We start from the raw sequence: 11,924 nt of genomic DNA on the forward strand, positions 1-11,924 counted from the left end.
TGTCACATATTTTACGATTTATTATCCTTAATATTACATTAAGAAGCAAATGAAGATGTACAAGGAGCGATTTATTAATTATTTAAAATTTGAAAAGCGATATTCTGAGCATACCATCATTGCTTACGAGCGTGAGATCACATCGTTCTTACATTTTGTGGAAGTAGAGGGTTTAAGGTTTGAAGAGGTTGATTATCGATTTTTAAGGTATTACTTTTCTACTTTAAAGGAGCATGGAAAGGAAGCGACATCTGTAAACCGTGCGATCTCTTCATTAAAGTCATTCTATAAATTCTTGATGCGGGAGGGATTGATCAGCCAGAATCCTATCACCTTGATTAAATCTTTAAAAACAGCCAAGAAGTTACCGGTTGTTGTGGAGAAAGACAAGATGGTTCGGTTGCTGGAGCAGATGAATTCCGGTTTGGGTGATTTTGAGGAAATCAGGGATTTTATTGTGTTGGAACTATTATTTGGAACCGGTATCCGTTTGGCGGAATTATTAAAAATAAAGGCGGAGGATATTGATTTTTATAATAAAAAAATACTTATATTCGGAAAAAGGAGCAAGGAGCGTTTTGTTCCGATTCACCAAACATTAGTGGATGAATTGAAAAAATACCTGGAATTAAAGAAAGCCAAGAATTTTGAAAACAATTCATCGGAATTGATCGTTAGCAAAGAAGGGAAGGCAGCATATCCTAAACTGATATACCGAATTGTTAAAAAATATTTAAGCAGTATAACTTCCCAAAAGAAACGTAGTCCGCATGTATTGCGGCACAGCTTTGCGACAGCCCTGTTGGACAACGGTGCAGATTTAAATGCCATTAAAGAATTATTAGGTCATGCTGGGTTATCGGCAACACAGGTTTATACCCATAATTCAGCTGAACGATTAAAATCAATTTATAAACAAGCACATCCAAAAGCTTAAAAAAGGAGGAAAAATGAACATTACAGTGCAATCTATTAAATTTAATGCTGACAGTAAGCTAATCGAGTTCATTAAGAAGAGAACGGAAAAATTAAATCAATTCTTGGATAACATTATCGAAGGAGTATGTTACCTCAGGCTTGAAAACGTAGAAGATGAGGCGAACAAAATAGTTGAACTTAAATTTAATATTCCTGGTAATCAATTGTTTGCCAAAGCACAAGCTAAAAGTTTCGAAGAAGCAACTGATATTGCCATCGAATCTATTAGACGACAGATTAACAAACACAAAACCAAAACAAGGACTAATCTAAGTAATCACAAAGAAGTATTAAATCAAGAAGAAGAATTTTAATAACAATATTTTAATCACAAGAAAAGGCTCCAAAAATAAGGAGCCTTTTCTTGTGATAAAATATTGTTAGATGTGAGATATGAGATAGTAGAAAATAGATGTGAGTATTGAGATTTGAGTATTGAGATAGTGGAAAATAGATGTGAGTATTGAGATTTGAGTATTGAGATAGTAGAACTGCTAGGGAAGGGGGCTAGATATTTTGAAAATTGATGTTTGGCGACTTTATTTCAGACTTTCTATCACACATCTCAATACTCATTTCTCATATCTATTTTCCTTTCCACTATCTTAATACTAAATACTCAATACTAAATACTACTTTTATTTGGAATAATTCTTAACAATATTTAGATTTGTTCCAAATTGAAATAAGCGCATGATTTGTCCATTAGCAAACTTTGAAGAAATATTCCAAACGGAGAGTGGGGCTGTATACCAATGTAGCCGTAAAAACTGTTATTGGTTAGATTTTCAAGGAAGTACTACTGCCTTTAAGGTTCGGGATTTCTTTGCTTTTAAGAAGAGGATTGATTCGATTGATATCGAGTTGATGTTGAATAATTCCTCCAGAGCGTTTGATTTTGAGATTGTTATGCCATTTAGAACCGATAGTATCTTTATTCTGTCTCCACAGGATATCCTTAAGTTAAAGGAGATTTTATCGGGTGCAAAATTTATGATAGAGCTAAATAGTGAGATAAAAGCTTGCCTTCAGTCGAAAGCAATCCTGGCAATTTAACTCTCTTTATAATTATATTGATTCTAAATAAATTAGCTATTTTTTTAGCTAATTTAGACTGAATTTGTATTGCATATTTTTCATACTAATTTTTTCTTTTCCCTTTATATTTGTAGAACAGAAATCAACATAAGGTTTCTCAATGTTATTACATAAAAAGGAAAATTTATTATGAAAGATTTATTGAAATTAAAAACATCTATCTCCGAAGAGATTGAAAACATATTGAATGCTCAAGTAAAAATCGAAGCACATTCATCAGCATTATATTTAGCAATGTCTGCATGGTGTGATGATCAAGGTCTTGATAATGCAGCAGATTTCTTTGCTAAGCAATCAGACGAAGAGCGTACACATATGTTAAAGATCTTCAAATACATCAGTGATCGTGGTGGTCGTGCGATTTCTCCAGAAATCACAAATGTTCCTGTAGATTTTGAATCCTTCAGAGGAGTATTTGAGCAAACATTAGAGCAAGAAATGTTCGTAACTGAGCAATTCAACAAAATTGCTGACAAATGTTTCAAAGCAAAAGACTTTGTTACTTTTAACTTTATCCAATGGTTCTTAGAAGAGCAAGTAGAGGAAGAATATGTTGCAAGACGTATCCTAGAATTGTTCGATGTTATTGGTGAAGAAGGTACTGGTCGTTGGGAAATTGACCGCCATTTGGTGAAAGTTACCTTTGACGGCGAATAATATTTTTTAAAAAAATAAAAAAGGGGCTAAAATGTTATTTTAGCCCCTTTTTTTTATACAATTATTTTCAGTTTATACGTTTTATAAGTAAATTTCAGTTTATCGTAAATTAGTGGATTTTAGAATGCCAATTTAGTCTATTGCTCTGTGAGAAATTACTGGTCAAGTATACTTATTTTGCTTTTTACATTTTTAGGTCTTCCGGAGCTACAAGCTCAAGTTGACTTGAAAACTGTTGAAGGTGTTGTCGCAGATAGCACTGGTTTGGGCATGAAAGGCGCTTCAGTAAGATTAGTTAGCAATTTAGACACAATGAGTGCCATTACCGATGAAAATGGCTTCTATAGATTCAATAATGTCAAAGGGAAAAACCTTAATATTTCCTTTAGCATGCTTGGATTTCAGATCATAAACAAGAGTGTGGCAACCACTATTTTTATTAACAGGATATTGATTCCAAGGGTTACCCTCTATCCACAGTCTACCTTAATTCCCGAAGTTCGTGTCGAAAAGATTATTCCTGTCATTGATTTAGGTGACACCATACAGTTCAATATGCGGGCATTTTCTTTTCCGGAGCATTCCTTATTGGAGGAAGCGATTAAAATGCTACCTGGATTTCAGGTTTTACGGGATGGGACAACCTATTATAATGGACAATTGATTCGGGGAGTACGTGTGGATGGGAAGAAGTTTTTTAGTGGAGATTTATTGACGGCAACACGGAATTTACCATCAGAGTTTGTGAAGCAGATCGAAGTGATCAATGATTATGGAGATCTTTCTACCGCCAAAGGAATAAAAACCACGGAACCGGAAAAGATTATCAATATCGTTTTACAACCTGATAAGAAGCGGATAACCTTTGGACAAGGAACTTTAGGGGCCGGAACGAGTGATCGATTTATTGGTAGTTTAGGGATCAATAAATTCAATGATGGACAGGAGATGTCAATAGTTGGGTCCATTAATAATACCAATACCAGTTTATTTTTATTTGGATCTCCAGATGGTGCTGGTGGTAGAAATACGGATCTTTCCGAAGTCGGAGATTTTTCGGATCCCAATGATGGTTTGAATAAATTAGGTTCAATTGGGATTTCCTTCACGGATAACCTCGGTGAAAGAGTGAGTATTAATGGTGGATATTCCTATCAGAGCAAGTTCAATCTTACTGAAGGTACTTCCTTGTTGACTTCTTCCTATCCAGGATATAATATCCATCGGTTTGAAAAGTATACCAATAGGTCCTATGATAATATGCATACCTTCAATTTGGAAATGAACGCCAAGTTCAAGAACAATGATGTATTAAAGATCAGTCCTAAATTTTCATATAATCGAGAATACTTTTATAACCATAGGAGTACTGATTTAACAAATCGTAAAATCAGGGATGAGGGAAATCGACAAGACACTTCCATCAATAGTAAACCATCAGCGGATATTTCGATGTTATACTCGAAGTATTTCAAGAAACCTGGTAGAAAGTTGGTTGGAGATTTGAAGCTAAATTATCAATCCTTAACCAAGGATGATGTTATTTCTGAATATTATAAGCGTTTTGATTCAACAGGAGTAATACCGACACAGAGTCGCTATGAGCAGCGCCAATTGGTGGATGCGCGAAACGATGGTTCAGGATTAAAAACCTCCATATCCTATGTTGAGCCTTTCTATGAACATAGTTTATTGGAGATTTTCCATGATATGGATATTACCAATATTGAGGCAGTTCGTACGGTACGAGATCCATATTTCTTAGGTGGAGGATATGTAGATTCCTTGGCGATGAATTATGCTTACCAATTTAAGAGTTTTAAGACAGGCTTGAATTATCAGTATGAACCCAATAATAAATTTAGGGTCAACATGGGGTTCTCAGTTCAACCGGTAAATCTTTCAGGACGTGTAAAAGGAGATTCCACGGAATATAAATACAACAATGTGAATCTGGTGCCTTCGACCACGGTTCGCTATAAGTTTAGCAATGATTTGGAACTAAAGGTTGCTTATTTAGGAAAGAATATTCAGCCTACGTTTCTGCATATTTCTCCGGTGCGAGATAACTCCAGTTCACGGAATATTATCGTTGGTAACCCAGCATTGAAGGCTGAATTTTCCAATCAGTTTTCGACGACTTTAAGAAAGTTTGTGCCAACTCGAGGACAATATTTTCAGACTGATTTTGCCTATACTTTTATTGCAAATAAGATTGTTACTGCAAAGCGGGCTATTTCAAATGAGACCATTCAGGAAACTACTTTTGAAAACACAGATGGTTATTACGATATCAAATGGTATTATGAGTTCAATTCTCCAGTTTTCTCGGATGTTTTGAACCTTGGACTATCCGGAAATGTAGATTATTATAATAACCTATCATACATCGATAGCGCAAAGAGTACCACTAAGCAAGTCTTGTTTAATCAGAATGTTCAATTAAGGTACTTACCGAATGAATATTTTGAATCAGTTTTTAATACCAATTATTTCTTGAACAGGGCGACCTATGAATTGCCATACAAAAATAAGATTGCAGCGCATTCATTTTTATTGAGTTTGGCTGGACGTGGGTATCTAACGGATAAATTTATTATTGGTGCCGAGGTATCGCAGAAATTCTATAATGGTTATGTAAGTGAATTGAGTGATGTAAATCCAACTATTATCAATACCTATTTAGAATATAGTTTTTTAAAGAATAAGGCGGCCTTGATCAGGCTTCAGTGTAATGATATTATGGACCAGAATAAAAACGTCGGAGTTATGACCTCCTATGTTGGAAATGATGTCTTTGAATCCAGGAACAATCGACTTGGTCGATATTTTATGTTAACCTTTAATTTGAGGTTGCAAACTTATCCTAACAAATAGATGAAAGCAGCAGTAATGAAAGGCTTTGGTGGGCCGGAAGTGTTTGAGATAAAAAACAACCTAGAGGACTTGAATCCGAAGGGCGAAGAGGTATTAATTGAAGTTAAGGCAGCTGGCATTAACCGTCCAGATGTATTTCAGCGAAAAGGGAATTACCCAGCAATGGAAGGTGTTCCTCAGGATATTCCGGGATTGGAAGTTTCTGGTATTATTCGTTCCGTTGGGCCATCTGCTCGGAGATTTAAGGTTGGGGACTCGGTGATGGCTTTAGTCCCGGGAGCTGGTTATGCTTCGCAGGTATGTGTTTCAGAAAGGGTTTGTTTACAGAAGCCTAAAAACCTATCCTTTGAAGAGGCAGCAGCCTTACCTGAAACCATATATACGGTATGGAATAATCTTTTTGAAAGAGGAGGATTACGAAAAGCTGAGCATGTTTTGATTCACGGCGGAACAGGAGGTATCGGTTCCATAGCTATTCAATTAGCTAAGAGTTTTGGTGCGATTGTATATACGACGGTCGGTTCTGAGGAGAAGAAAGCAATAGCTTTAGAACTAGGTGCTGATATTGCCATTAACTATAAAGAAGTAGATTTTGAGAAGGTATTGAAGGATTTGGGTGTGGATGTTATATTAGATAGTATAGGTGGAGCGTATTTCCATAAACATCTGAATATATTGAATGAAGATGGTCGTTTGGTCCAGATCAATGCAGTAGCAGGAGCCAAGGTGGAGTTGAATCTTTTAAAGCTGATGCAGAAACGGATCTTATTGACCGGGTCGACTTTGCGCAGTAGGGATATTGAATTCAAATCCAGGTTAACCAAAGAAATTGAAACAAATATTTTACCTCTTATTGAAAAAGGGGAGGTAAAGCCATTGTTAACAAAAATCTATCCCTTAGAGGAGGTTGTAGCGGCACATCGCGATTTTGAGAGTTCAGGACAGTACGGTAAAATAGTGCTTAGAATGGAAAGCTAAATACTTTTAGCTGTCTATTTTGTGATTTATTTTACTATATTTAGAAAATTGATAAAAACCTATTTATTAAAAAATGAACATAAAATTTCTTACGACAGCTCTTTTAATAGGTAGCACGGTATTATCGGGATTTGCCCAGAAAGTTGGTAAGGTTGAGAAGCCTATTGATTTGGTGAGCACTCTGGTAGGTACGCAGTCTACTTATTTTTTGTCCAGTGGTAATACCTATCCGGCAATTGCCTTACCTTTTGGGATGAACTTTTGGAGTCCTCAAACAGGGAAAATGGGAGACGGATGGATGTATACTTATACTGCGGAGAAACTTCGCGGGATCAAACAAACCCATCAGCCATCCCCATGGATGAATGATTATGGACAATTCTCGATTATGGCCATGGTCAATAATAAGACCTTTGACCAAGATAAACGGGCGAGTTATTTTTCGCATAAGGCGGAAATTGCAAAGCCACATTATTATTCAGTTTATTTAGCTGATTATGACACCAAAGTAGAACTTACTCCAACAGAGCGAGCATCCTACTTTAGATTTACCTTTCCTAAGACCGATTCAGCTTTCGTGCTAATCGATGCTTTTGATAAGGGTTCCTATGTGGAAGTCATTCCTAGAGAAAATAAAATCATCGGTTATAGTACAAAAAATAGTGGTGGAGTTCCGGAGAATTTCAAGAACTACTTTGTGATGACCTTTGATAAGCCGTTTGCAAATGTTTCAACTTTTGCGGATTCGGTACTGACGGATGGCAGGTATATGGTGAAAGCCAATCATGTTGGTGCTATTGTAGGCTTCCAGAATGCAAATGCTGGCGATCAGGTATTGATGAAAGCTGCCTCTTCATTTATTAGTGCAGAGCAAGCTGATATCAATCTAAAAGAGCTTGATGCTGTAACCTTTGATGAGCAAGTAAAGAAGGGTGAAAATATTTGGAATACGGAATTAGGTAAAATTGAGATAGAGGGTGGAAATATTGATCAGATGCGTACCTTCTACTCATCGTTGTATCGTTCCTTATTGTTCCCAAGAATGTTTTATGAAATCAATGCTCAAGGAGAAGTTGTGCATTACTCGCCATATAATGGGAAAGTACTTCCTGGCTATATGTTTACCGATACTGGCTTTTGGGATACATTCCGTGCATTATTTCCATTCCTGAACTTGATGTATCCGGAGATTAATGAAAAAATGCAAGAAGGTTTGGCCAATGCTTACCGCGAAGGAGGCTGGTTGCCAGAGTGGGCGAGTCCTGGCTATAGAAATATTATGGTTGGAAATAATTCAGCATCAGTTGTTGCCGATGCTTGGGTTAAGGGTGTTCGTTCGAAGGATATTGAAACCTTATATGAGGCGGTATTGAAAGGTGCAAACCATGCCGGTCCTATGACAGCTGTAGGTAGAGCAGGAGCAGAGTATTACAATGAATTGGGCTATGTGCCATATGATGTAAAAATCAATGAAAACGCAGCTCGTTCCTTAGAATATTCATATGATGATTTTGCGATTTATCAATTGGCTAAATCACTAAATAAGCCGCAAACGGATAAAGACTTTTATAAAAAGCGAGCCTATAATTATCAAAAACTATTCGATCCGGCAACAGGTTTGATGCGTGGAAAGAATAAGGATGGATCATGGTCCAAGCCATTCAATCCATTCAAATGGGGAGATGCATTTACAGAAGGTAATAGTTGGCACTATAGCTGGTCAGTTTTTCAAGATGTAGAAGGTCTTGCTAAATTATTAGGTGGTCATAAGGCTATGGAAATCAAGTTGGATTCTGTATTCACTTTACCTCCAGTATTTGATGATAGTTATTATGGGTTCCCAATCCACGAAATTCGGGAGATGCAGATTGCCAATATGGGTCAATATGCACATGGTAACCAACCGATACAGCACATGATTTATTTATATAACCATGTTGCGGCACCCTGGAAGGCACAATATTGGATTCGCGAAACTATGAATAGAATGTATTCACCGAATCCGGATGGTTACTGTGGGGATGAAGATAACGGGCAGACCTCAGCATGGTATGTGTTTTCAGCAATCGGATTTTACCCTGTTACACCAGCTACAGATGAGTATGTATTAGGATCACCAGTATTTGACAAAGTGACCTTACATCTAAGCAATGGTAAGAAGGTTAATATTGAATCCAAGAACAATTCAGATCAGAACCGTTATATCCAAAACATGAAATGGAATGGCAAGAATTATACAAAGAACTATATCAATCATAGTGAATTGTTAAAAGGAGCCAATCTTCAATTTGATATGGGGTCTGAACCTAATAAGAAAAGAGGAATCAATAAAGGAGATTTACCTTATTCGATCAGTAAGGATGATCAATAAAGAATTAAGACTTAGAATCAAATAAAAATAGGCTTGGATTAATCCAAGCCTATTTTTATTTGATCTTTATCTTACCCTGAATTCAGGGCGCGCACATGTTCTTTTACGAGATGTATTTCAGGTAAATTAATTGCATTATGGCAAGAGAAGATTAAAAATCTTCATCATCGTCATCAAAATCATCATATCCTCCGATCGAATCGATATCATCTAATCCGAAATCATCATCATCATCAAAATCATCATCGTCGTCAGGACCGTTGAAGTTGAGAACTCTTTCATCAACTTTTACATCTGTTTCAATTGCTTGCATTGTAGCCATGTTGTTTATTATGATATTTTTCTTTTGTTATGTAAAATTATAGAAGAAAATTCAATTCATAAATTTTTTTTCAAAATAATTAGAACAATTTAAAATCCTACTTAATTTGATTTTAATCAACAATTTCACCGATACTGTTCTCTTCGGCGACAATGTCTTTAAGCTGAGGGAGATCCTTGGTGCTGGACAATCCGAAGTGGTTCATAAATTCACCACTCGTGGCATATAGCAAAGGTTTTCCGATGCTATTGGCTTTTCCAGCAATTTGTATCAATCCCTTATCCAATAGTCTTTGAATTGAATAATCACAATTCACTCCTCTAATCTGTTCCACCTCCAATTTGGTAATGGGTTGCCTATAGGCGATAATAGCAAGAGTTTCTAAAGCTGATTGGCTAAGTTTCTTTCTTTCCTTATGAACCTGTAGTTGGTTGATTGCGTCATGATACTCAGGTTTGGTCAGAAATTGTAACTGATCATTTATGGATACTAAGGCTAGGGCATAATCAGCAGATTCATACTTAGCTTTTAATTTACCAATAAATTCAGCTAGTTCAACTTTACTTATTTCAATGGCCAAAGCATCTTGAAGGATTTCCCTAAGGTCCTTTTGGCTAATTCCTTCGGAAGATGCAAATATGATGGCTTCAATATTTAAAATAATATCTTTCAAATCGAAATCTTAATAATTAATAACCTGTTCTTCCATTTGTTCAGGAAGTTCTCTGAACTTGTAAGTTTGCGTCCTTAATTGCGGTTCAAAACCAGCTTCTAAGATAGCGTCTTGAATGGATTTTGACGTAAACCGGTGTGGAGCTCCAGCTGCAGAAACGACATTTTCCTCAATCATAATTGATCCGAAATCGTTGGCCCCAGAGTGCAAGCAAATCTGAGCGGTTTGTTTACCCACCGTTAGCCAAGAAGCTTGAATATTCTTGATATTCGGAAGCATGATACGGCTTAAGGCTATCATGCGGATATATTCGTCAGCCGTAACATCATTAGTGATTCCACGCAATCTTTTTAATAAGGTTCCATCATCTTGGAAAGGCCAAGGTATGAAAGCGATAAATCCATGCGCATCAGCAGGTTTTTCACTTTGTACTTCACGAATCCATACCAAGTGTTCAAATCGTTCTTCAAGCGTTTCAATATGACCAAACATCATGGTCGCCGAAGTTGGCAGGTTGATTTTATGAGCAGCACGCATAACATCTAACCATTCTTGTCCGCCACATTTACCCTTAGAAATCAATCTTCGGACACGATCGTTCAAGATTTCAGCACCAGCCCCTGGCAAAGAATCCAAGCCGGCTTCTTTCATTGCCTGAAGGACTTCCAGATGGCTCATACCTTCCAGTTTAGCGACATGGGCAATTTCCGGTGGACCTAGGGAATGCAATTTAAGGCTAGGGTATAATTCCTTTAATTGTTTAAATAAGGTTGTGTAGAAATTTAATCCCAGATCAGGATGGTGTCCACCTTGTAGAAGAAGTTGATCTCCTCCATAACGGAAAGTTTCTTCAATTTTTTGTTTATAGGTTTCAATATCTGTGATATAGGCTTCTTCATGACCAGGACGTCTAAAGAAATTACAGAATTTACAGTTCGCAATACATACGTTGGTTGTATTGACATTTCTATCAATTTGCCAAGTTACTTTCCCGTGAGGGACCTGAATTTTACGTAATTCATTGGCAACATAGGCTAAGTCAGCAGTTGCTGCTTCGTTATATAAGAACATGCCTTCCTCTTTGCTTAAGAAGTCAAAATTTAAAGCCCGTTCTAACAGATTATTTACATTCATGTACTAACAAAGATACGGAGGATTTCATGAAATCGAAAGATGAATAATAGAAATGAAAATGGGGGAATAAATGCATAATAAACACTTAATCAGTGTCTTGAGAAAATGGGGTTGGTGTTACTTTAAAGTAAATTAAATTTTACAATAAAATTTAATATCTAAAAACTTATAAATCAGTTAGTTGTTTTAATAATAAGCTTACATTTATTTTACGTTCAGTTTACGGAAATTTAACTTAGCTAAGCTGAAAAAATCTTATATTTAGGTACACTACAAAGGAGGTCATAGATGAGCCAAGACATTATCCATATTGAACGAACATATCCGATTTCACCTGCTGCCTTATGGCAAGCTATGACTGATAAAAAAAAGCTAAAAGATTGGTTTTTTGATATTCCAAATTTCAGTACCGAAGTGGGTGCCGAGTTTGAATTTTCGAAAATGGAGCAGGAAAACAAAAATTTTCATCAATGTCAGGTATTGGAGGTAAAGCCTGGGGAGTTATTTCGTTTTACCTGGCGTCATTCCAAATTACCACAAGGGAATTCCATTATCACTTGGCGATTTATCCCACGTCGTGGAGCGACCACGCTACATTTAACCCACGAGGGGCTTGAACACTTTAAGGATGCGGGTGATCAATTCTCCCAAGAACGGTTTGAAACTGGCTGGGAACGAATCTTAGGGGATTCATTAACAAAATTCATAGAGAAGTTGTGACATTTTTAAGGAATTAAATGATTGGTTATCATTTATATAAATGACAATCCATTTTTTATTGATTTTTTTAATGGTAAAAAGGCTTCAATTTTTTTACATTTAGTATTGTAACCTTA

Annotated in this window: 11 protein-coding genes; 8 read left to right on the plus strand and 3 right to left on the minus strand. The window is 36.4% G+C overall.

Annotation, left to right across the window (positions count from 1 at the left end):
* Positions 1-49 precede the first annotated feature (49 nt).
* The 7 genes from PZ892_RS07965 (at position 50) to PZ892_RS07995 (ending at position 8,959) form a co-directional block, all read left to right on the plus strand.
* Positions 50-937, plus strand: coding sequence for a tyrosine-type recombinase/integrase (locus PZ892_RS07965; RefSeq protein ID WP_347176399.1), 888 nt, complete (start codon positions 50-52; stop codon positions 935-937).
* A gap of 13 nt (positions 938-950) precedes the next feature.
* Positions 951-1,292, plus strand: coding sequence for a ribosome-associated translation inhibitor RaiA (gene raiA / locus PZ892_RS07970; protein WP_094258021.1), 342 nt, complete (start codon positions 951-953; stop codon positions 1,290-1,292).
* Positions 1,293-1,671: 379 nt separating this feature from the next.
* Positions 1,672-2,034, plus strand: coding sequence for a DUF6686 family protein (locus PZ892_RS07975; protein ID WP_277712704.1), 363 nt, complete (start codon positions 1,672-1,674; stop codon positions 2,032-2,034).
* Between the two features lie 171 nt (positions 2,035-2,205).
* The gene (locus PZ892_RS07980; RefSeq protein WP_094258019.1) at positions 2,206-2,733 is read left to right on the plus strand and encodes a ferritin; all 528 of its coding nucleotides are present in this window, start codon (positions 2,206-2,208) and stop codon (positions 2,731-2,733) included.
* A 177-nt stretch (positions 2,734-2,910) separates the two neighbouring features.
* Positions 2,911-5,610, plus strand: a complete 2,700-nt coding sequence (locus tag PZ892_RS07985) for an outer membrane beta-barrel protein (protein WP_277712705.1) — start codon at positions 2,911-2,913, stop codon at positions 5,608-5,610.
* Positions 5,611-6,588, plus strand: coding sequence for an NAD(P)H-quinone oxidoreductase (locus PZ892_RS07990; protein ID WP_277712706.1), 978 nt, complete (start codon positions 5,611-5,613; stop codon positions 6,586-6,588).
* A gap of 73 nt (positions 6,589-6,661) precedes the next feature.
* Positions 6,662-8,959 carry a GH92 family glycosyl hydrolase gene (locus tag PZ892_RS07995; RefSeq protein WP_277712707.1) on the plus strand — a complete coding sequence of 766 codons (2,298 nt, stop codon included), beginning with the start codon at positions 6,662-6,664 and terminating at the stop codon, positions 8,957-8,959.
* Positions 8,960-9,110: 151 nt separating this feature from the next.
* Here PZ892_RS07995 and PZ892_RS08000 read toward each other — a convergent pair whose 3' ends face one another.
* The 3 genes from PZ892_RS08000 to mqnC form a co-directional block, all read right to left on the minus strand.
* The gene (locus PZ892_RS08000) at positions 9,111-9,281 is read right to left on the minus strand and encodes a hypothetical protein (RefSeq protein WP_169715212.1); all 171 of its coding nucleotides are present in this window, start codon (positions 9,279-9,281) and stop codon (positions 9,111-9,113) included.
* A 112-nt stretch (positions 9,282-9,393) separates the two neighbouring features.
* Positions 9,394-9,954, minus strand: coding sequence for an SMC-Scp complex subunit ScpB (scpB, locus tag PZ892_RS08005; protein ID WP_094258015.1), 561 nt, complete (start codon positions 9,952-9,954; stop codon positions 9,394-9,396).
* Between the two features lie 9 nt (positions 9,955-9,963).
* Complete coding sequence (mqnC, locus tag PZ892_RS08010; RefSeq protein ID WP_094258014.1) at positions 9,964-11,088, minus strand: cyclic dehypoxanthinyl futalosine synthase; 1,125 nt, start codon at positions 11,086-11,088, stop codon at positions 9,964-9,966.
* A 288-nt stretch (positions 11,089-11,376) separates the two neighbouring features.
* On the opposite strand from mqnC, the gene PZ892_RS08015 reads away from it, so the two are divergent.
* A complete protein-coding gene (locus PZ892_RS08015) occupies positions 11,377-11,808 on the plus strand; it encodes an SRPBCC domain-containing protein (protein ID WP_277712708.1) in 432 nt (143 codons plus the stop codon).
* Positions 11,809-11,924: the final 116 nt, after the last annotated feature.

Source organism: Sphingobacterium sp. WM, assembly GCF_029542465.1.
GTDB lineage: Bacteria > Bacteroidota > Bacteroidia > Sphingobacteriales > Sphingobacteriaceae > Sphingobacterium > Sphingobacterium cellulitidis.

Coding starts and splice junctions, on each gene's coding strand:
- PZ892_RS07965 (WP_347176399.1), top strand. CDS start 50: ATGAAGATGTACAAGGAGCGATTTATTAATTATTTAAAATTTGAAAAG.
- raiA (WP_094258021.1), top strand. CDS start 951: ATGAACATTACAGTGCAATCTATTAAATTTAATGCTGACAGTAAGCTA.
- PZ892_RS07975 (WP_277712704.1), top strand. CDS start 1,672: ATGATTTGTCCATTAGCAAACTTTGAAGAAATATTCCAAACGGAGAGT.
- PZ892_RS07980 (WP_094258019.1), top strand. CDS start 2,206: ATGAAAGATTTATTGAAATTAAAAACATCTATCTCCGAAGAGATTGAA.
- PZ892_RS07990 (WP_277712706.1), top strand. CDS start 5,611: ATGAAAGCAGCAGTAATGAAAGGCTTTGGTGGGCCGGAAGTGTTTGAG.
- PZ892_RS07995 (WP_277712707.1), top strand. CDS start 6,662: ATGAACATAAAATTTCTTACGACAGCTCTTTTAATAGGTAGCACGGTA.
- PZ892_RS08000 (WP_169715212.1), bottom strand. CDS start 9,281: ATGGCTACAATGCAAGCAATTGAAACAGATGTAAAAGTTGATGAAAGA.
- mqnC (WP_094258014.1), bottom strand. CDS start 11,088: ATGAATGTAAATAATCTGTTAGAACGGGCTTTAAATTTTGACTTCTTA.
- PZ892_RS08015 (WP_277712708.1), top strand. CDS start 11,377: ATGAGCCAAGACATTATCCATATTGAACGAACATATCCGATTTCACCT.